The 19,391-nt window shown below is 51.4% G+C and carries 19 protein-coding genes; 5 read left to right on the top strand and 14 right to left on the bottom strand.

All coding sequences use genetic code 11. The features are described from left to right. Positions 1-199 precede the first annotated feature (199 nt). Positions 200-685: an E3 ubiquitin--protein ligase gene (locus ABLV66_RS12760; RefSeq protein ID WP_512174171.1), complete on the top strand. Its 486-nt coding sequence runs from the start codon at positions 200-202 to the stop codon at positions 683-685. A 50-nt stretch (positions 686-735) separates the two neighbouring features. On the opposite strand, the gene ABLV66_RS12755 is transcribed toward ABLV66_RS12760, so the two are convergent. Together ABLV66_RS12755 and uxuA are read right to left on the bottom strand one after the other, a co-directional pair. Continuing rightward, positions 736-2,070: a gluconate:H+ symporter gene (locus ABLV66_RS12755; protein WP_045394438.1), complete on the bottom strand. Its 1,335-nt coding sequence runs from the start codon at positions 2,068-2,070 to the stop codon at positions 736-738. A 71-nt stretch (positions 2,071-2,141) separates the two neighbouring features. Next, on the bottom strand, positions 2,142-3,212 hold the full coding sequence (gene uxuA, locus ABLV66_RS12750) for a mannonate dehydratase (RefSeq protein ID WP_045394436.1): 1,071 nt from the start codon (positions 3,210-3,212) through the stop codon (positions 2,142-2,144). A gap of 260 nt (positions 3,213-3,472) precedes the next feature. On the opposite strand from uxuA, the gene ABLV66_RS12745 reads away from it, so the two are divergent. Further along, complete coding sequence (locus ABLV66_RS12745) at positions 3,473-3,631, top strand: YqaE/Pmp3 family membrane protein (RefSeq protein ID WP_348877208.1); 159 nt, start codon at positions 3,473-3,475, stop codon at positions 3,629-3,631. Between the two features lie 54 nt (positions 3,632-3,685). Here ABLV66_RS12745 and ABLV66_RS12740 read toward each other — a convergent pair whose 3' ends face one another. The 4 genes from ABLV66_RS12740 to ABLV66_RS12725 all read right to left on the bottom strand — a co-directional run bounded on the left by ABLV66_RS12740 (position 3,686) and on the right by ABLV66_RS12725 (position 7,329). Next, complete coding sequence (locus ABLV66_RS12740) at positions 3,686-4,786, bottom strand: NADH:flavin oxidoreductase/NADH oxidase (protein ID WP_315710398.1); 1,101 nt, start codon at positions 4,784-4,786, stop codon at positions 3,686-3,688. Between the two features lie 118 nt (positions 4,787-4,904). Next, on the bottom strand, positions 4,905-6,518 hold the full coding sequence (locus ABLV66_RS12735) for an FAD-NAD(P)-binding protein (RefSeq protein ID WP_113373400.1): 1,614 nt from the start codon (positions 6,516-6,518) through the stop codon (positions 4,905-4,907). Positions 6,519-6,589: 71 nt separating this feature from the next. Continuing rightward, complete coding sequence (locus tag ABLV66_RS12730; protein ID WP_047048257.1) at positions 6,590-7,075, bottom strand: GNAT family N-acetyltransferase; 486 nt, start codon at positions 7,073-7,075, stop codon at positions 6,590-6,592. Further along, positions 7,063-7,329, bottom strand: coding sequence for a type II toxin-antitoxin system TacA family antitoxin (locus ABLV66_RS12725; protein ID WP_015705366.1), 267 nt, complete (start codon positions 7,327-7,329; stop codon positions 7,063-7,065). The genes ABLV66_RS12730 and ABLV66_RS12725 overlap by 13 nt, the downstream gene beginning before the upstream one ends. Positions 7,330-7,601: 272 nt before the next feature. Here ABLV66_RS12725 and ABLV66_RS12720 point away from each other — a divergent pair, with 272 nt between their 5' ends. Continuing rightward, on the top strand, positions 7,602-8,837 hold the full coding sequence (locus ABLV66_RS12720; protein WP_047067471.1) for an MFS transporter: 1,236 nt from the start codon (positions 7,602-7,604) through the stop codon (positions 8,835-8,837). A gap of 54 nt (positions 8,838-8,891) precedes the next feature. On the opposite strand, the gene ABLV66_RS12715 is transcribed toward ABLV66_RS12720, so the two are convergent. The 7 genes from ABLV66_RS12715 to surE all read right to left on the bottom strand — a co-directional run bounded on the left by ABLV66_RS12715 (position 8,892) and on the right by surE (position 15,060). Continuing rightward, a complete protein-coding gene (locus tag ABLV66_RS12715; RefSeq protein WP_289577526.1) occupies positions 8,892-9,422 on the bottom strand; it encodes a GNAT family N-acetyltransferase in 531 nt (176 codons plus the stop codon). A 403-nt stretch (positions 9,423-9,825) separates the two neighbouring features. Further along, positions 9,826-10,323: a GlcG/HbpS family heme-binding protein gene (locus ABLV66_RS12710; protein WP_320482434.1), complete on the bottom strand. Its 498-nt coding sequence runs from the start codon at positions 10,321-10,323 to the stop codon at positions 9,826-9,828. A gap of 95 nt (positions 10,324-10,418) precedes the next feature. Continuing rightward, a complete protein-coding gene (locus ABLV66_RS12705) occupies positions 10,419-11,036 on the bottom strand; it encodes a response regulator transcription factor (protein ID WP_045394421.1) in 618 nt (205 codons plus the stop codon). After that, on the bottom strand, positions 11,036-12,355 hold the full coding sequence (locus ABLV66_RS12700; protein WP_348877209.1) for a sensor histidine kinase: 1,320 nt from the start codon (positions 12,353-12,355) through the stop codon (positions 11,036-11,038). The genes ABLV66_RS12705 and ABLV66_RS12700 overlap by 1 nt, the downstream gene beginning before the upstream one ends. After that, complete coding sequence (locus tag ABLV66_RS12695) at positions 12,352-12,939, bottom strand: hypothetical protein (RefSeq protein WP_047048272.1); 588 nt, start codon at positions 12,937-12,939, stop codon at positions 12,352-12,354. Before ABLV66_RS12695 ends, ABLV66_RS12700 begins: the two co-directional genes overlap by 4 nt. A gap of 21 nt (positions 12,940-12,960) precedes the next feature. Then, the gene (gene ssp4 / locus ABLV66_RS12690; protein ID WP_047079196.1) at positions 12,961-13,914 is read right to left on the bottom strand and encodes an Ssp4 family T6SS effector; all 954 of its coding nucleotides are present in this window, start codon (positions 13,912-13,914) and stop codon (positions 12,961-12,963) included. Between the two features lie 276 nt (positions 13,915-14,190). Beyond that, on the bottom strand, positions 14,191-15,060 hold the full coding sequence (surE, locus tag ABLV66_RS12685; RefSeq protein WP_047067481.1) for a 5'/3'-nucleotidase SurE: 870 nt from the start codon (positions 15,058-15,060) through the stop codon (positions 14,191-14,193). A gap of 360 nt (positions 15,061-15,420) precedes the next feature. On the opposite strand from surE, the gene ABLV66_RS12680 reads away from it, so the two are divergent. Both ABLV66_RS12680 and ABLV66_RS12675 read left to right on the top strand, forming a co-directional pair. Beyond that, positions 15,421-16,215 (top strand): histidine phosphatase family protein, encoded by a 795-nt coding sequence (locus ABLV66_RS12680; protein ID WP_348877210.1) that lies wholly within the window; start codon positions 15,421-15,423, stop codon positions 16,213-16,215. 61 nt (positions 16,216-16,276) lie between these two features. Beyond that, positions 16,277-17,584, top strand: a complete 1,308-nt coding sequence (locus tag ABLV66_RS12675; protein WP_213797244.1) for an OprD family outer membrane porin — start codon at positions 16,277-16,279, stop codon at positions 17,582-17,584. 294 nt (positions 17,585-17,878) lie between these two features. On the opposite strand, the gene ABLV66_RS12670 is transcribed toward ABLV66_RS12675, so the two are convergent. Next, on the bottom strand, positions 17,879-19,276 hold the full coding sequence (locus ABLV66_RS12670) for an ISNCY family transposase (RefSeq protein ID WP_348876406.1): 1,398 nt from the start codon (positions 19,274-19,276) through the stop codon (positions 17,879-17,881). Between the last annotated feature and the right edge of the window lie 115 nt (positions 19,277-19,391).

Below are 19,391 nucleotides of genomic sequence, written 5' to 3'. Positions count from 1 at the left end.
GAATAGCGGTTTTTTGCCTTGTTTTTAAGCAAATTAGCCGCTGTCTTTAACCTGTCTATGCGTTTTCCGGCAAAGCATTACTGAAAATTATCGATAGCTTGACTCTCCAGGCATAGCGATTATAAATAAATTGACTATGCCGATACGGCAAGGTTATGACCGTCACTGGATTACCACCTGGACCGATAAGGGAATACTGATGAAACTGTGGAATAAAACGCTGATTACCTCTGCATTGTGCCTGGCGTTGTTTGGCTGCGATGACTCATCGAAAGTCGACAATAAACTGGATCAGGCTAAAGATAACGCGGAACAAATTAAAGATGCGGCTGCCGATAAAGCGCGGGCCATTAAGCAAGAAGCGGATAAGCAGATCGACGACATCAAAACGCAGGCCAATAATGAAGCGGATAGCCTGAAAAACCAGGCCAGCAGTATTAAATCTGAAGCCGACAAGAAAGCCGACGCGATTGCCCTGGATGCGAAAAATAAAGCGGATGCGGTTAAACAGGATGCGCAGCAAAAAAGCGATGCGATCATGAAAGAGGCGGGAAAAATTAAAGATAACGCCATCGTTGAAGCCAACCAGCTTTCCGCCGATGCCGCCAATAAAACCAAAGAGATAAAAGAGAGTATCGCGCCGGAGCAAGCGCCAGCTCAGCAGGCGCCTGCCGGCCAGCAGTAAGATACTGGACTGCTACCGCGGCGATACTATTCTCGCCGCGGTGTATTTTATCAGGAAATAAACAGACTCAGTAATAACACCATCAACAGACCCACCACCGAGTTGATAAGCTCCAGTAAGCCCCAGGTCTTAAAGGTATCGCGCATCGAGATACCAAACGTTTCCTTAAATAGCAGAAACCCGCCGTCATACATCAGAGTAATGGTATTGCTACCGCAGGCCACCGCCAGACACATCAGCGCCGGATTAAGGTGAAACGCGGTCACCATCGGCGAAACAATCCCGGCTGAAGTAATTGCCGCCACGGCGCCCTGGCCGGTAAGAATACGAATAATCGCCGTAATCAACCAGGCGATAATAAACGGCGACAGCGGGACGTGGCTCATCATCGTGACGATATGATCGCCGACGCCGGAATCGATAATAACCTGTTTGAGAATGCCGCCGGCGCTGATGACGAACAGGACGTTGGCAATTCTGGCGACCGAATCCGTTACGCAGTGGTTAACCTGAACGGCGTTCATACCGCGGCGGCAGCCGAGCAGCCAGATTGCGGCGCCGGTCGCCAGCAGCATGCTAATTTCCGCGCTGCCGAGAAACTGGAAGAATTTTGCCGCAGAAGAGGTCGCGCCAAACAGCGACTGAATCAGCGAAGACGCAATCATTAATATCGCGGGGATCAGCGGAATAGCAATGCTGACCGCAAACGACGGCAACGCCTCCGCGGGTTTCTCCTCCTGTGGTTTAATCATGGCATTCAGCTTCATCTCGCGGATGCCCGGAAGCCAGGCGGGTAATAAAATCCCCGCACAGAACAGCGCCGGGATGATAACGATAATTCCGTACAGATAAACCTGAACAATATCTGCCTGGAAGGCGCTGACTAATGCAACCGGCCCCGGCTGTGGCGGAAATAAACTATGGCCCATGGTGGCGCCGACGACCGTCGGTATAACCAGTTTCATCCACGGGATATTGGCTTTGCTGGCGATGTTGAGAACCAGCGGCATGGCAATCAAAAACGCCACTTCATAAAACATGGCGATGCCGAAGATGACGCCGATAAACATCAAGCCGACCGCCAGATAACGGGTGCCGCAACGCCTGATGACCGTATCGGCAATCTGCTGGCTGGCGCCGGATTCAGTCATGAATTTGCCGATGATAGCGCCGAATATAATGATCAGCGCCAGGTGTCCCATTATTCCGCCCAGTCCTTGCTGAACCATCGAGACGATTTTATCGAGGGGCACGCCCTCCATAATGGCGACAAACAGGCCGGCAATTAACAAGGCGAAAATATTGTGGACTTTGTATTTCAGATTCATGATGACCAGTAGCGCAATACCGACCACCACCCATAGCAGAGCCAGGGCTGGAGACATGGCATCCTCCCAACAGAGATTTTATTATATTTTCAGTGCCGGAGAACTCCGGCACCTGAGTGAAGAGCGGATCAGGCGTGCTGGTTTTCCAGCGCTTCCCATAATCCCAGCAGGTAAGTGGCGCCGAGCGCGCGATCGTACAGGCCGTATCCCGGGCGGCCGGTTTCACCCCAGATAAAACGGCCATGATCGGGACGAATATAGCCGTCGAAGCCGTTGTCGTGCAGCGCCTGCATCACCCGATACATATCGAGCGAGCCGTAGCGGGTAGGGTGCGCCGATTCGTAGAAATCTTTATCTTTTATGATTTTAATATTTCTCACATGAGCGAAATGAATGCGCCCGCGCTGGCTGAATTCCGCGAGGATTTGATAAACATTATTTTGCGGCTCCTCGGCAATAGAGCCGGTACATAAGGTAATTCCGTTTGCCGGTGAATCCACCGCGCGACACAACCAGTCGAGGTCGTCGCGGTTTTTAATAATGCGCGGCAGACCAAAAATAGAATACGGCGGATCGTCAGGATGAATGGCCATTTTCACGCCGACCTCTTCGCAGACCGGGATAATTTTCTCCAGGAAATAGAGCAGATTTTCTCGCAGTTTGTCATCATCGACCGCTTTATAGCTGTCGAATAGCGTCTGTACCTGCGCTAAACGTTCTGGCTCCCAGCCCGGCAGGGCATAGCCGTTGGCGTTGCTGAGCACTTCCGAGACGACCTGTTCCAGCGTTTTATCGATGCCGGCTTTTTCAAAAGCCATCGTCAGCGACCCGTCCGCCAGCCGGTAGTTCATGTCGGTTTTCATCCAGTCAAAAACCGGCATAAAGTTGTAGCAGATGACCTTAACGCCAAAGGCGGCGAGGTTACGGATAGTTTGCTGATAGTTGGCGATATAGCGATCGCGCTCCGGTAGCCCGATTTTAATCGCGTCGTGAATATTCACGCTTTCGATAACTTCCATCGTCAGACCGTTAGCGTGGGCCTGCTCGACTAACGCCTTAATTTTCTCCCGCGGCCAGACTTCGCCAACCGGAACGTCGTACAGCGCGCCGACCACACCTTCCACCCCCGGAACCTGACGGATCTGTTCAAGAGTGACTTTATCTTCGTCTGGCCCAAACCAGCGCATCGTCATTTGCATGAAAACTTTTCCTTACCGCGTTGTTTATAGTCTACTACCATACAAGTTGAATTAAGGATAACGACAATGCGTAGTGGAGGACATGATCGAACTCACAAAACCATACATCGGATGAATTGCACTCGCTGACGCAATAGTCATTACAAGATGCGTAAAATCGGGTAAAAAGGGCGGCTAACGTGGCGGCATCAGGTAGAATTACTATGCTTAGAGACGAGGTCTCTTTTTTAAGTCGTTAATTTTGTTTGTATGGAGAGTGTATGGGTTTCTGGAGAATCGTATTTACTATCATCCTGCCGCCGCTGGGCGTACTGCTGGGTAAAGGTTTCGGCTGGGCATTCATTCTGAATATAATTCTGACCTTGCTGGGCTACATTCCTGGTCTCATCCACGCGTTCTGGGTGCGAACCCGCGATTAACCCTGCCGTAATCTAGCGGCGCTGATGCGCCGCTATCATTCGCTTCGTATAGTCTCAGCAATTAGCTTTTAACGTACCTTTTAGACCATGCGGCTCCGAGCGCAGATATTGCGGCGGCACGCTAACCTGGGCCCCCAGAGCAGCCGCAGCCTGCCACGGCCAGTGTGGGTTGTAGAGCGCAGCGCGGGCGATGGCAATCAGATCGGCGTCGCCGTTTACCAGGGCATCTTCAGCCTGCTGCGGTTCTGTGATTAACCCTACGCCAATGACCGGAACGTTGATCTGCTGGCGGATTTCATGGGCGAACGGTAATTGATAGCCAGGACCGACCTGAATCGCCTGCTGTGGCGACAATCCGCCGCTGGAAACGTGAATATAGTCGCAACCCAGCGCTTCAAGCTGCTGACTAAAGACGATGGATTGCGCGGTATCCCAACCGCCGTCCACCCAGTCCGTCGCCGAAAGTCGCACGCCGACGGCGATATTTTCGCTGACCGCCTCCCGTATTGCCTGGAACACCTCCAGCGGGAAACGTAAGCGGTTCTCCAGCGAACCGCCGTATTCATCTGTACGCTGGTTGCTCAACGGGGAGAGGAACTGATGCAGCAGATAGCCGTGCGCGGCATGCAGCTCTATCAGTTCAATTCCCAGGCGTTCGGCGCGCCGCGCGCTATCAACAAAGGCTTGCTTAAGCCGCGCCAGATCGTCATGGCTCAGCGCTTTCGGCGCCCGGTCGCCGTCATGGAATGCCAGCGCGGATGGGGCGACGGTTTGCCATCCGCCGTTATCCAGCGCTAACTGACCGCCGCCAAGCCAGGGTGCAGCGGCGGAAGCTTTGCGCCCGGCATGTCCCAGTTGGATACCGATGCGGGTTGCTGAATAGGCGCGAACATCTTCCAGTACCCGGTACAGGGCGGCTTCGGTTTCATCGTCCCACAAGCCGACGTCCGCCGGGGAGATGCGGCCCGCAGGCTCGACGGCGCTGGCTTCGATAATTAATAAACCGGCGCCGGAAAAAGCCAGTTGACCGAGATGAATGCGGTGCCAGGCGGTTGCTTTGCCATTATCCGCGGAGTACTGGCACATCGGGGCGATGACAATACGGTTTTCCAGCTCCAGTTTGCCAATTCGCGCAGGGCTAAATAGTTGACTCATAAGTACCTCGTAAGCGTTGTGCTGCCTGATGACCTTTAGTTGTAGCATGCCTGAATGGCGGCCTCTTTTCCGTTGTTGCGCTTAAGACGCTGTTCGTCGTTATTCGCATGCTGATGGATCACCACTCATCGCTGAACCACAGCTTGCGCCGGCGACCGCTGGCCTGTTGTGAAACCGCTCTCGCCATCGCGGCGCCGATTTCCGCGCTGGCGACGAGGCCCTGAACGAAAGGGCGGTCATGCATCAACCACGGCAGCGCGCCGAAGGCAATGCGTCCGCGAGCGCACGCCGGCGCCTGCAGGGTGTAATCGTCACCAATATCCGGGATTTCATCACCACAGGCGAGAAGCTGCTGGCGCAGCGTCGGGAAAGGGATGTCTTTACTCTTCAGCGCCTTTTGGCCTCTGGCGTCAATAAAGACGTCAAATTCGCTGCGTTGATTGTGATGGTGGATGACCGTTCGTTGTGGTTGAACTTCCAGTTGATAATCGGACCCCAGCGGCAGAATACTAATAAGCCCTGCCTCCCGTAACGCCAGCAGGCGGCGAATCGATTCCGACGGAATGGCCGCGTAATTATCGATAAATACCCGGGCGAGCCCTGTTTTAAAGCGTTCACGATCGCGTTCGTTAAGATGCGGCGCAATCATCTCAATCACTTCATGCAATCGCAGAATGGTATACCGCCACGGCACGGTATGCTGTTGCTGTTTGTTGCGTTCCACTTCCTGCAAATTGGCTTGCGCCCAGGCGAAGGGATCGTGGCGTTTTCTGTCGACAAACCAGGCGTCGCTGAATGTATCCGCGGTGAGCTGGCGTAACCCTATCTGCTTGCACCAGTGCGGCGCGGCGAGTTCCAGCTCTTTGACGATAAGTTGGAATACACGATCCAGCAATCCCTCGCTCCCCTCGGCAATGGCCGCTTCCAGCGCCTGATGGGTGACTATCTCCAGCGGTTCATAGGGGATGGGGCAGTAGAAATCGGCCTCGGGCAGAATGCCGTTTCGCGACATCAGAGTAATGTGGAGTTTGTGGCTGGCGTCATTAAGCCGAAAATGGACGCTCTCATCCTCGTCAGTCGTAAAGTGGCCATGCTGAATGACGACGGCGACGGCGGCATCAATGCCGCTGAGTGACGTCCCCATGATACCGACCCGACACGGGGCTATCTGCGCCTGCATCAAGCCGCTCCAGGGACTGGGATAATATTCGCGGGGGGAATCATCATCCTGCGGCCAAAGATGTCCGGTGGCGATAACGGCAAAATCCGCGCGTTCCGCTGTGGGCGCGTGGTTAACCCACAGTTTGACGCCATCCTGTTCTGCCTGGATATCGGTCACCTCGCAGGACTCGCGCACGCTAACTTTGAACCCCGCTAACCTTGCTTTCTCTAACAGCGCGAGAAACCGATCGCGATAATAGTCGCCGAGGATCACACGCGGTAAAAACTGCCGCTCATGTAAGGCCTCACGCTCAATGCCATACCGGGTGAGCCAGTCTTCGCTCTGATTTTGTAGCCACGTCAGATAGGTAATATAGATGGGGGGGATTTCGATACTGGCGATATTCGCCAGCATTTGCGCTGAATTATGCTCATCGTTATAAGGCATGCCGACGCCAGCCTCTTCACCCTGCTCGTAGAGCACTATCTCCAGCGGCTCACCCCGTTCAACCAGGGAATGAAAGGTATATATCCCGGTCGGCCCGACGCCGACAATCGCCACTTTCTTCATCGTTATCCTTCCTTTGGTGCGGTTCCCGAACTGAAAGATAAGTGTGGTAGAGAAAATGACGAAAGGTGGAGTTATTTAGGCAAAGCGAGGAAAAGTGTGCGTTCCTGGGTGGTTGAGGCTTTGAATCCGTGGTGTAGATAGAATCGTTTCGCGCTATCGGTCAGAGCATGGACCATCAGGGCACGTACGCCAACATTTTCGGCAACGCGATAACTGCGTAAGAGCGCATCATGGAGTAGATCGGCCCCCAGCCCCTGTCCGTGAAAAGCGCAGTCGATCGCCAGGCGGGCGAGAATGATGACCGGGATAGGATCGGGCATATTGCGCCGCAGGCCGCCAGTGGCTTCCGTGTGATTAACGCTGCCGGTTGCTAACGAATAAAACCCCACCACCTGGTGGCTATCTTCCTTGCAGACCACAAAGGTTCTCGCGGCGCCCTGAGCCTGGTTTTTCAATCCTCGCTGTTTTAGCCATTGATCGAGAACCGTTTCTCCACAACAAAATTCCGCAATCTGGTGGTGTGAAGATAGCGGCGTCGGCGCGCTTACTTTTCCCATTGCGGTTTTCTCGCCAGCAATTTATCGAGAGCGGGGTTAGCTTCAACCGGCGCATCCAGCATGTCGATAAATTCGGCGTATTGTTCATCGCTTAAGTTAAACACCCGACGGTCGAGAATGACGTTTTCTGCCGCCTGGCAGGCCATCTCAAGAATAAAGTCGGTCCGCGATTTATGCAGAATTTCAGCGGCCGCATCAATCAGCGCCCGCTGGGACTCCTTCGCCCGGATGTTGAGTTGGATATCTGATTTCATCTTCTTTTCCCGTATAGCAATTGGTATACAGCTCATTGTAGAACAGCTGTATATCAAATGCTATACATTCTGCCTGCGCGGGGTATCAGGGGACATATACTTAATTTGAAACAAATTAGCATGCTAATTAACTTGCAGCCATACGATTGTTGGGTGTATTTAACATATGGGTAACTTAAGAAACTTTACATTTACATATGCAGTTGGCCCTGCATGTTCTTTCGGCTAGCTGCTACATCTCCAGGCCGCTGTGCCAGGATAGGGATAACACGATGTTAGGCTGGACTTCACTACAGCGCAATGCCGCCATTGCCAGCTTCTTAAGCTGGACACTTGATGCCTTCGATTTTTTCCTCCTCGTCTTCTTACTGAGTGACATTGCCCAGACGTTTCACGTTGGGCTGGAAAAGGTCACGCTGGCGATATTACTGACGCTTGCCGTACGGCCTATCGGCGCGCTCATTTTTGGTCGGCTCGCCGAGAAATATGGCCGTAAGCCGATCCTGATGTTGAATATCATCTTCTTTTCGATATTCGAGCTGTTGTCCGCCGCGGCGCCGTCATTAACGATTTTTCTGGTTTTAAGAGTGCTGTATGGCGTGGCGATGGGCGGTATTTGGGGCGTGGCGTCGTCGCTGTCAATGGAAACCATTCCGGATCGTTCCCGGGGGCTGATGTCAGGAATTTTCCAGGCCGGTTATCCGTTTGGCTATCTGATTGCCGCCGTCGCTTATGGGCTGCTATTTGATTTACTCGGCTGGCGCGGGATGTTTGTTATCGGCGCTGCGCCTATTTTGCTGCTGCCGTTTATCTGGTTCTGCGTGCAGGAGTCACCGGTATGGCTGGCGTCACGGGCGAAAAAGGAGAGCACGGCGCTACTGCCGGTACTGAAAACGCACTGGAAATTGTGCTGTTATCTGGTGGTACTGATGGCGGCGTTCAACTTTTTTTCCCACGGCACCCAGGACCTGTATCCGGTATTTTTGAAAGTGCAGCACGGCTTTGATCCGAAAACGATCAGTATTATTGCGGTCACTTACAATATTGCGTCGATCATCGGCGGGGTGCTGTTCGGTTCGCTTTCCGAGAAGATTGGTCGTAAAAAGGCCATTATAACCGCCTCGCTGCTGGCGCTACCGGTTATCCCGCTGTGGGCATTCGCTAGCGGTTCACTGATGTTGGGAATCGGCGCATTCCTGATGCAGTTCATGGTTCAGGGCGCCTGGGGCGTGGTCCCGACCTATCTGAATGAACTCGTTCCAGCGAATACCCGGGCGGTGCTGCCGGGCTTTGTGTATCAACTGGGTAATCTTATTGCTTCGGTTAATGCGACTTTGCAGGCCACGATCGCGGAACATCATGGTCAGAACTATGGACTGGCGATGGCAATTGTTGCCGGTACGGTAGCGATCATTATCGCGATACTGACCTTCTTTGGTCAAGAAAGTCGAGCGAAGAAGATAAGCGGGGCGGTTGAGCAAAACGCCATGCAGCATGTGAGTCGGTAATGCTCTGTGGCTGGAAGAAAACTGGCGCTTGAAGATCAAGTCGCCAGTTTTTTATTATGCGTGGTCTGGTTGCCAGGCCTGAATAGCTTCAGTCATCGGCTTACAAAATCCCATGTTTCCGCCAGGAATAGCACTGTTATCGAGAGACATGATCATTTTGGCTGCATCGGGGCCGTCATTAAGTTGGCAGATAACTCCATAAGCAGAGGCTGGTTGAAAACCAAAGCGAGGGTAATAGTCAGGATGTCCCAGTACGGTCATGAGTTTCTCGCCAGCGTCGCGTGCGGCTTCGATAATCGCAATGACCAGGGCGCTGCCAATACCCACCCCTTGATATGCCGGATGTACCGACACTGGGGCTAACGTAACCGCCGGATGTAAACCCACACTGGCTCGCGTGCAAACGGCATGCCCCACGATTGTTCCTTGCTTATCTCTCGCAACCAGTGAAAGAGTCGGGATCCAGGCGGCGTCCTCTCTCAGCTTATTCACCAGCAATGCCTCTTCGGCTGAGCCAAAAGCCTCAATAATGACCTGTTGAACCAGGGGAATATCCTGGGGGCGTTCAATATCAATATTTATCATAATAAATTGCCATGTGGTTGTAGATTGGTGGCCATGGCTCGATTGAACGTTCTGGAATGAGATTACTGGGGGAGACGTGGAGGCGAGACGCCATTCATGCTGTTTACAATCCGTAATCATCATGCACCAAAACGTACCAATACAAAGCGTTGGCATATATGTTTAAGCGCGGTGTAATCAGCCACCCCAGAATCGAAAGGGCATACCGATTATCAGATGATTACATTCTCCAGCATCAATACCTCTGTCGCGATGAGTTATAAAACGCGCGAATGATAACACAACCCATCATTAACCACTACATGAGTGTGGGGTTGGGGAAGCATTCTCTAAAGCATAAATATATCGCGGATAACCTCTGGCGATCCGCGATGACCCATATCGTGACTACTGACGAGCCCAGTTAACTGGCGTTCAGTTCATTTTCAACCGATTGCAACCCGGCAATCGCGCAGGCTTCGTCAAAATTTCCCCCCGGCGCACCGCCGACGCCAACCGCGCCAATGACCTGGTTGCCCATCTTAACCGGCACTCCGCCAGCTAATAGTAGAAAACCGGGTATATCGCGCAGGTTCGCGGCTCCGGCGTTGGACTGAGAACCTTTCATGACAGCGCTGGTGGCGTTTTTAGTGGTTAGCGCGGTGAATGCTTTCATACGGCTGGCTTCGACGGTATGCGGGCCGGCATTATCCATTCTCTTCATCAATAGTGGCGTACCGGAACGGTCGACCAGAGTGACGGCGACGTTATAGCCATCTTTGACGCAGGCCTGAAGCGTGCTTTGCGCGATTTTATCCGCGAGCTCAAGTGACAAATTTTGCTGGCTGAGTACGCCCGTGGCGGCGCTGGCGGTAGTGACCAGACTACCGAGCAGAATGGTGCTAAGAAGAATACGTTTCATAGTGATGCTCCGTCGTGTTGAGTGGCGATAGGCCAATACTAGGGCGCAGGGAGCATGGCGACTATTGCCGCGAATACCGAACGTACCAGGTATTTTTACTTAGAACCACTGGCGACATCAGCGTAAATCTTTAACAGTTTGGGCAGCGAGTTAACTTCAAGCTTGCTAAAAATATTGGCGCGATGCGCTTCGACGGTACGCGGCGATAGCGAGCATAAACGAGCGATTTCTTTACTGGAATATCCCTGAATCAGCTGCTGGAGCATTTCATGTTCGCGGGCGGTAAGTGTGGCGAGCTTTTCCTGCAGCGGCAGTAATATTTGTTGTCGTTCGAGATGCGCTTTTTGCTGCGCCATCGCTTCGCCGACCACTTCGAATAACAGGTCGGCATCAATGGGTTTGGTTAAAAATTCAAAGGCGCCATTTTTGAAGGCGCGACGGCATAAATCAATATTACCGTGCCCGGTCATAATAATAACCGGTAAGGTTAAACCTAGCTGGCGCCACTCATCGAGCAGCGTCAGCCCGGTTTTCCCCGGCATGCGGATGTCCAGCAGCATACAGCCGGTTAATTCAGCAAGATTCCCTGCCTGATGTTGAAAAGCGTGTGCGCTATCAAAAGCCTGCGCCTGCCAGCCAACGGTTGAGAGCAGCAGACTCAATGAATCGCGGATTGCCGCATCGTCATCTATTAACCAGATATACTGTTCCATTACTTCTCCTCCGTGCGTAGCGGAAACCATAGCCGGAAGCAGGCGCCTTGTCCGGTGATATTGCTCGCTTCTATCGTGCCATTAAGGCGCTGGACGAGAGTATCGGTGAGGGCCATGCCCAACCCAACGCCGTCGCTACGGGTGGTATAAAACGGCATAAATACCTGCTCCAGCGCTTCAGTCGATAACCCTGGTCCGCCATCAGTAATCGTTAAGGTAATACCGTCATTCACTCGCTCAGCTTGTAAATGAATCCATGCGCTACCGGGAGCATTTGCGCCTTGCGCCTGAATGGCATTGCTGGCGATATTATGCAGAATTTGCTCCACCCATAGCGGCGGCGCAGGAAGCGCGGGGAGGTCCGGCGGAAAATGGCTGGAGACGCGAACTTTCCCCGCGCCGATCTCGTTATCCAGTAATTCGCAAACGCGTAGCCACAGGGACGGAAGGTCCACCGGCTGATATTCGGCGCGCTTACTAGTGAGCTTGAGACGAAACTGGCTGAGCAGGGCGTCAATGCGTTTTATCTGCAACACTGAGGCCTCAAGTAGTTCGGGGATCCGCACGGGATCATTTTTTTTAATCAGGCGCACTGCCGCCTGGTTATAGCTCATGATGGCGGTCAACGGTTGATTAAGCTCATGTACGATGCCGGCGGCCAGTTCGCCCATGGTATTAAGACGAGTAAGTTCGCCATAGCGAGAGCGTAAATCGGCGATATCCCGTCGGCGTTTATTGGTTCGATACTGATTAACGAGATAGATAATCACCGCCCAGAACAGTGCCGGTGAAAGTATCAACCACCACGGCAGTTGATGCCACTGCGGGTTATCGCCTGCGCTAATCCGCAGCGGCTGCGTCGGGCTGGCGACGGTTTTCTCCCAACGCCACCAGGTGTTGGCAGAGGCGGTACCTTCCTCAAGCAACGTGGTATCGTCCCAGAGAATGGCAAGATGTTTGAATGTCTTTTTCTCATTGAGACTGTTAAGTAGGGTGTTCAAATCAATCAGCAGGGAGATGCCCGGAAGATTCAGCCAGTAGCGTGCAGGGCTTTGCGCGACGATGGGGCGTCGCGGTTCAAGGGAATCGTAGCGGCGCCATTGCACGATTTGCGGCAGGATCTGCTGGACTTCGGCGGCATTTTGACCGGCCGGAAGCAGGGGGATGATGGCATCGTGCTGCGACACCTTTACCGTGATTTCTCGATACAGGATGCGGAAGTCGGCGGAGCGCGCGTCATATTGCTGTTGAAGAAACCAGGCGCCAAGCCCCGTCGAGCTTAACAACGTCAGCATGAGCCAGCAGAGGTTTTTTATCATATCGCATTTTGTGCATGATGTTTTAATTGCCAGCGCCAAACTCGATTATGTAAATAAAATGCTGAGGTTTTTACAAACATAGCGCTGTTAATGAGTTTGATGCTCCCAGCGCTAAACAATACACCAACCAAAGCACTTATAAGCAAACCGGCATGCCCGCCAAATATGAATACCGAAATGAATGCGTAAACGAGATTTCCCGCGGCGAGCGCGGCGGTCAGGAAAATCAGACCTAGATAGAACTTAAGCGCCGCCAGAAAACCCCGAGAGAACAGCGTCATCGACGGGAAGATCAGCAGACAATAGAGTAAACCTGTGGGGATGATACCAGCAAAAACAGCATGCGCGGGCCAGGAAAACCACTGAAAGATGGCTCCCCAAAGCGTTAGCTGCGGCATAGCAAAACTTATTACGCTTAACAGTGCGCTTAAAATAAAAGGCACGCCAGCCGTATGCAACCCGACAGGCGTTCCCATACGCTCCATCAAGTACATTTTCGCGGACTCTAGCTGCTTAGGATCCTGCTCCTTTATCCTTTGCTCAACGATGGTGCCCAGTTTGAGACTGTCATTAATATATTTCATTATGCCGAGTGCTTTAACTATCTAAAATGAGAACGACTGTATAACGCCGATGACGTACTTACCGGATTGCGTCACATTTTGCGGATGGCGTATTGTTCCGGTGAGCGCGCTCCCCGCGAAGGCTGAGGTATTAATAACCGCATTCGTTAATTCGCGCTGCAAAGAACGCTGTATTGCCTCAGACGGGAAACGCTTAGGGTAAAGCTGCGCCTGCATGGCCGCCTTAATTCCACCGTTAGAAATTCCTGGATTTTGGGCGCGGATGATTTCTTCTGTAATACGCTTACGCTCGGCCCGGCTCAGACTTTTGAGCCAGTTTATCGCCCCGGAGGAGGAACTGGCTTTCATTAATTTATATGTTGCAATGGTACTTTTTAAACCCGCACCAGCGCCAGCTAAAGAAACGATATCCAAGGCTGTTGAGGTTGCGGTATACCAGTCCTGGCTGTCAAGCCAGGCAATATCCTCCTCATGGCCGATACCGATAGCTAACAGACGTCCGCTACCGATAAAACACTGTAAACCTGTCGCCACACCACCTGCAGTGATCATTGCTGCCACCACGCCTGAGGCTCCGGCGGTGAGGGGGATGGCCGCGCCAGCTCCAAGCGCTAAAAAGACAGTGACCACGGCAGCGCCGCAGGCTATAGCCGTGGAGGTAATTTCATTAGCCAGTGACGGTGCTTGTAGCGTTTTGATCGTGGCTTTTGCGGCATTGTGCGGCGTCGAGGATGCAATTTTTGTCACGATAACATGGCTAACGCTACTTTGGTTTGGTGTGGCGATTCTACGTGAAGGGCGCACAAGCCAGCGATTCATTCCGTCGGAATAGATTATCCCGGCTTGAGAGAAATCACGGGAGCAGTCCAGTTGTGCGGCCAGCGCGGTAAAATCAAAATCACTACCAGAGGCTAGTCCCAGGCTACGAGCAAACCCATAGTCGGGCAGATTTGAAGAATGTGCAGGGAAGGTCATGAGCTGCTCGCTACGTGAATTGTGGAATTATAGAAAAATGAGGTTAGATGTTAAAAAAACCATAAACAACCAGGAATAGTCCGAAACAGACTAACTTTTGAACTCAATCAAGTATTTACCTGATATTGGAAGGGTACGCGTCGTACAGTACGGATGAGGGCTTGAGCAATATAATTAGGCGGTGATGAAAAATTGAAAACATCGCCTGCCAGCGATTTAGTGTATCGCCGGCAGGAACGAAGTGGATGGTACAAAGTTATGAAATAAACTGGTGAATTATTTATTCAGCAGTTCTTCATATTGCGCCTGAAATTGCGGCGCGTTCGTTGCCCCATCAAAGAGGGTGTAGGTGATATAACCTTTATTAAGCCAGCCGGAATCGGTATCGTTCTCAACGTTCTTTAACGATGCCGGGTTGATGATTTGTTTGGCGCGTCCATCAGGTAAAATATCATAACCAATCTGTGGGGTAGGGAACATCTCATTTTCGATATAGTGCACACCTTTAATTTTTGATTTTGGCAGCGGCGGATAGTTAATGCTTAAGCCCGATCCTTTAGGCACTAAAGGTGAACCAGGAACATGATTACGATTCAGGGTCTCAACAACCTCAACCACATAATCCACCGCATCAGGCCAATATTTATGTGTGCTTGGCCATTTATTCTTCATTTCATCTTCGGTAAAGATATACCCAATGCTGGCCGCAATCGCCGGGAAACCATAACGTACAGCCCTGGCTGCCGCACTTACCGTCCCTGAATTGACCTGGGCCATCCCGGTATTCGGGCCATCGTTGACGCCAGAGATAACCAGGTCCGGCTGATTATTAATGAGTAGTCCCCGTAAGCCGAAATCAACCGCATCAGCGGGCGTTCCCGGGAAGCAGTAGCGTTTGTCAGCAGCTTTCTTTACATCAAAGATTTTACCCGTTTTGAAGGTAATGGCCGAACCGATGCCGCTCTGATTGGTGGCAGGAGCGACCATCCATACCTCAAAACCTTTTTGCGTGAGTTTTTCCTGAAGCGAAATACTGCCCGGAGATTCGCAACCATCGTCGTTTACAATCAAAATTTTAAGCGGGGCGGCGCTTACGGTGAAAGTGAATGCAGAGATCAGCGCTGCGGCAATACATGACTTGTTCATCGAAACTCCTGTTAATCCTAGGGTAGATGCAATGCAAAAAAAAACCTAAGGCCGCTCCTGCAACGAGTACAGAAACGACCTTAGGTTTTGCCTGAAAGAGTAACAATCCCAAGTGAATGTAAAATACGTACTGCAGATATTTACGTCCAGACGGAAATACGGTTGATATGAGGAGGATCACATTTACATAAATCATCGTTATAGATTAAGTGCAATTCAAAAGCATTAGTGATAGGGTCCGTAATAGCTGGATTGTTACTGTATCAACAGGCAAAACCTACGTTTTCTTCTCCACCTGCATGCCAGGGCGCTGAAGAGTACGTAGGTTTTTTTTTGGCTATAGAAAAGGATTCTTATAAAATGAAAAAATTATTTCTGGTGGCCTTAATGGCTGTTACCGCCGTTACCAGTCCACTGCTGATGGCGAAAAGTAACGATAAAAATGACCAGGAGGTCATCAATATTTATTTTGCGCGTCATGGGAAAACGCTGCTTAATTCCTTTGACCGCGTGCAAGGTTGGATTGATTCCCCGTTGACGAAGGATGGGGTGCAGGTTGCTCAATATTTAGGTGAGGGACTCAAAGGGATAAAATTTGATCGTTTTTATTCCAGTGATGCGGGACGGCAGCGCGAAACCATGGCAGTGATTCTTAAACAGGCTGGCGTAACGGATTATCATTTAACCGAAATGACAGGCCTGCGAGAGGCGTTTTTTGGCGGTTTTGAAGGCGGTTATAATGTCGATATGGCCAATGCAGGCGCACACGCACTAGGAATGTCGGACAGTAAAGCGCTTTTTAAGGCGATGAAAGCTGGCACACTTTCGGTAAGCGAAAGCCAGAACGCGCTGGCCAAATCCGATCCTAAACAGCTAGCGGAAAACTATGAGCAGGTAAAAGAACGGACACAAGCTGCGCTGGCAACTATGGTAGAAAATGCCCAAAAAGAGGGTGATAAAAATATTCTGGCCATTTCTTCAGGTACCGCGATTCAGATAATGATTTCCGATCTAACGGACGACCCGGCCAAAAATCTGCCATTGTCGAATGCTGCGGTGGTGAAAATCACTTATCACGATGGCAAATACAGTGTGCCAGAAATTGGCACCATGAAATACGTTGAAGCAGGCAAGGTTTCACTAAACCATAAATAATCTGACAGTTTAGTTTTCCGCCATAAATATGCTATGGCGGATCTTTTCTCAGGAAATAAAAATGTTTAAAAATATAACTGCCGCGTTAATAGCGTGCGGGCTAGTTACGCCTGTATGGGCCGCTACAGACGCTATTTTTGAAGATCCTTTTTTTACTGACTCACAGCTCACTGTCTCTGCAAAGAATTATTGGAAATATCTTAAGGAGGAAAATGCCAACCCTAAACATGTACACAACGCCTGGGGACAGGGATTTTCAGCAGAATACCAGTCTGGTTATTTAGCAGATATTATCGGCTTCGACGTATCGTATTATAGCGCGATAAAGTTGGGCGCCAGCGACTATTTCAACTCCCGCGGCGTGCTTTATAACAATGGGACTGGTAACAAAAAAAGCAATGCAGAAGGGTATTCAAAGTTTGGTCAGCGTAACGTGAAGCTTAACTACACGCTTTCTGGTGCTCAGCTAAACGCGCGCTGGGGATGGCAGATGCTGAAAAATTATGGCGTTATTTCAACATCTAACAGGCTTTCGCCGACAACGTATTCCGGCGTAAGCAGTGCTTTAAGCTACGGTCCATTTACCATAAGAGGGGCATGGCTTGAAAATTCCATGGACAGAAACTCACCAGATAAAAAGCGATTTCAGACCAATACCGGTGAATATATTAGCCACCTGGCAAGCGGAGAAATTCTCTGGCGTGGAAAAAATTTTGATGCACAGTATGCTTATGGTGAGAGCAAAGGCTATCTGCAGCGGCACCTGCTGTTTACGCAGTTTCGACCTGATACGCAGCTAACGATAGGCACTCAGGTATACGGCACCCACGCCATGGAAAGTTACCGTGCAATGCCCGCAAGTAAACGGGATTTTGACAATAATGCCTGGCATTTTGCATTGGACGCGACCTGGAAAGGTGAACGCTGGAATAGCAAAATGGGCATTGGCTACACCAATGCTAAAAAAGCAGATGAAGTCGGGTTTTATCCACGCCACATGAGCAAAAATTCCCGGGGAACATTTATTTCTATGGCCTACGCTGGCGACGATTACATGCGTGATGGGGAACTGGTGCTGGCGAACATCACCGAATATCGGTTAACGCCTGAATTAGCCGTGGGCCTGGCGGGAAACATCGGGCAATTTAACTATAAGGGGAATCACGTGCGCACCGGGGAAATCAATGCCTTTAGCCGTTGGGTTCCAACGCAGTCCATGTTTAAAAACTTCACCTTTTGGGCAATGTTCGGGCCGGGATGGTCATACAAGACGCAAGGAAAAACGCCAGTCCTTACGGATGGCCATTACACACGTACAAACACGCTGTCTTCGGAAGTCATCATGGAATATCGATTTAAGGTGTTCTGATCGGGATGACATGGCGAGGACGAAGTCGCCCGGAAGCGATGGCGAACGATGAGCCGTGAAAACGCCATGTTGAGAATGATATTGTAGATGCGGACAACGACATAATGATGTTGTTGTTGTCCGCGATGTAATCTGACAGCCGGAGATGATTGTTGGAGAAAGAAAGCGACATGTCTGGAACCACAATAATGCACAACGTTAAACGCCGTTATCCGTCACGCTCCATGCATGTCTGGGCTGTTTTCAAAGGTCCGCTTTGTGGCTAAATAGAAATGTCCGCATGTGGGTTATGTTTCAGCTTTTGCCAAAGATTTCCTGGCTTCTTGTCTGGAGTTGCTGCAGAGCTTCCAGCATGTCGTCCTGGTTCAGGCTTCTTTGTGATTTCTTTCCGGGCTGTTTCTTTCTGCGTGAGGTCTGGCCGTCCAGTGATGGCAGGGCCTGCGAGCGGGTGTTGTCCCGTTTGTCCTGAACCAGCTTTATCATCTCCAGAGCACGTCCCAGGCGCTTGTTGTCAACGATGGCGCCCTGGTCCAGTTCTCCCAGCCGGTCGTAGGTTATGAAGGGCAGGGAAGTACCGTTAGCCCGGAGTTCGATGGTACCGTCCGGATACTGCCAGACATCAATGTACTTCCCCTGAAAACGTCGGTTTTCTTCATTATCTTCAAGCAGATAGAGCTTTTTATCATACTGTAATGTCAGGTTTTTTGAGACCTTACGTTGTTCACGCCAGGTGAATGTTGCTGCCAGATTTTCATTATTCTCGAGCGGACGGTGAACATCGAAATCGTGACGTGGCGGCTTCGCAAACCGGTGGTTGTAGTCAGCCATGAACTCTTCGGCAAAGGCGTTTGCAGCCTCGGGTGTACTGATACCGCGGAGCCGCAGCTCCTTGACGAGGCGATCCTGCAACGTAAGGTGGGCCCGCTCAACACGGCCCTTGGCAGAACTGGTATTGGCACAGATACCGGTGATATTCAGCTCGTTCATAGCACGGCCAAACTGAGTCTGGCCATCTCCGCCGATGGCCTGCTTATTGTTGATCCTGAAGACACTGGCCTTGTCGCTGTAGAATGCCAGAGGCTTACCGTAACGCTCCAGATAGCCCCGGGTGGCTTCAAAATAGGTGAAAGTGGACTCAGAACTGACGAACAGAAGCTGCATCAGCCGGCTGGTCGCATCATCAACGTAAACGAGTAACGTGCAGGCCGGACCACGATCCTCGAACCAGCGATGCTCACAGCCATCAATCTGGATGAGTTCTCCGGTGCAGGCCCGACGCGGTCGTGGCTGATGCACACGAGGCGGCCGTAACTTGCGGGGGAGCCATAAACCAGCCTGTGTCATCAGCTTGCGTACTGTCTCTTTGGCCAGATACAGCCCATGAACCTCGGCGAGCTTCTCACAGGCTAAAGTCGGGCCAAAATCAGCGTAGCGTTCGCGGATAATTCGTAGTGCTCGTTCAGCGAGGCCCGGCATGAGTTGCCGGTTGCCAGGCTGGCCACGACGACGGTTAACAAGTGAAAGCGGCCCATGTTCACGATAGCGCTCCAGCAACCGTCGGCAGTGTCTGTCAGATATCTCAAGCCGGTTTGCTGCAAGACGTGTGGTAAGACGGCGGTCGATAACATCCTGAAGGATCCTGAGTCGGTTTACATCGTTCATTGAGAAAAACTCCGTTCCGTATGCCGTCATGAGTCTCATCCTTTGAAAGCAGTGATCGCTGTGGTGAGACTGTAGCGCGGACATGTCTATTTGGTCAGAGACGGACATCTCAATTTAGCTACTACAACATTGGTGCGCATAATGT

The sequence above is a fragment of the Klebsiella sp. CN_Kp073 genome (assembly GCF_040065495.2).
GTDB lineage: Bacteria > Pseudomonadota > Gammaproteobacteria > Enterobacterales > Enterobacteriaceae > Klebsiella > Klebsiella aerogenes.
This window is presented reverse-complemented; position numbering and strand designations above follow the sequence as displayed.

Excerpts from the sequence above, each read along its gene's own strand:
- ABLV66_RS12755 (WP_045394438.1), bottom strand. The coding sequence starts at position 2,070 with ATGTCTCCAGCCCTGGCTCTGCTATGGGTGGTGGTCGGTATTGCGCTA.
- ABLV66_RS12675 (WP_213797244.1), top strand. The coding sequence starts at position 16,277 with ATGTTTAAAAATATAACTGCCGCGTTAATAGCGTGCGGGCTAGTTACG.
- surE (WP_047067481.1), bottom strand. The coding sequence starts at position 15,060 with ATGAACAAGTCATGTATTGCCGCAGCGCTGATCTCTGCATTCACTTTC.
- ABLV66_RS12680 (WP_348877210.1), top strand. The coding sequence starts at position 15,421 with ATGAAAAAATTATTTCTGGTGGCCTTAATGGCTGTTACCGCCGTTACC.
- ABLV66_RS12695 (WP_047048272.1), bottom strand. The coding sequence starts at position 12,939 with ATGAAATATATTAATGACAGTCTCAAACTGGGCACCATCGTTGAGCAA.
- ABLV66_RS12740 (WP_315710398.1), bottom strand. The coding sequence starts at position 4,786 with ATGAGTCAACTATTTAGCCCTGCGCGAATTGGCAAACTGGAGCTGGAA.
- ABLV66_RS12670 (WP_348876406.1), bottom strand. The coding sequence starts at position 19,276 with ATGACGGCATACGGAACGGAGTTTTTCTCAATGAACGATGTAAACCGA.
- ABLV66_RS12735 (WP_113373400.1), bottom strand. The coding sequence starts at position 6,518 with ATGAAGAAAGTGGCGATTGTCGGCGTCGGGCCGACCGGGATATATACC.
- ABLV66_RS12720 (WP_047067471.1), top strand. The coding sequence starts at position 7,602 with ATGTTAGGCTGGACTTCACTACAGCGCAATGCCGCCATTGCCAGCTTC.
- uxuA (WP_045394436.1), bottom strand. The coding sequence starts at position 3,212 with ATGCAAATGACGATGCGCTGGTTTGGGCCAGACGAAGATAAAGTCACT.
- ABLV66_RS12710 (WP_320482434.1), bottom strand. The coding sequence starts at position 10,323 with ATGAAACGTATTCTTCTTAGCACCATTCTGCTCGGTAGTCTGGTCACT.
- ssp4 (WP_047079196.1), bottom strand. The coding sequence starts at position 13,914 with ATGACCTTCCCTGCACATTCTTCAAATCTGCCCGACTATGGGTTTGCT.
- ABLV66_RS12760 (WP_512174171.1), top strand. The coding sequence starts at position 200 with ATGAAACTGTGGAATAAAACGCTGATTACCTCTGCATTGTGCCTGGCG.
- ABLV66_RS12705 (WP_045394421.1), bottom strand. The coding sequence starts at position 11,036 with ATGGAACAGTATATCTGGTTAATAGATGACGATGCGGCAATCCGCGAT.
- ABLV66_RS12730 (WP_047048257.1), bottom strand. The coding sequence starts at position 7,075 with ATGGGAAAAGTAAGCGCGCCGACGCCGCTATCTTCACACCACCAGATT.
- ABLV66_RS12745 (WP_348877208.1), top strand. The coding sequence starts at position 3,473 with ATGGGTTTCTGGAGAATCGTATTTACTATCATCCTGCCGCCGCTGGGC.
- ABLV66_RS12715 (WP_289577526.1), bottom strand. The coding sequence starts at position 9,422 with ATGATAAATATTGATATTGAACGCCCCCAGGATATTCCCCTGGTTCAA.
- ABLV66_RS12700 (WP_348877209.1), bottom strand. The coding sequence starts at position 12,355 with ATGATAAAAAACCTCTGCTGGCTCATGCTGACGTTGTTAAGCTCGACG.
- ABLV66_RS12725 (WP_015705366.1), bottom strand. The coding sequence starts at position 7,329 with ATGAAATCAGATATCCAACTCAACATCCGGGCGAAGGAGTCCCAGCGG.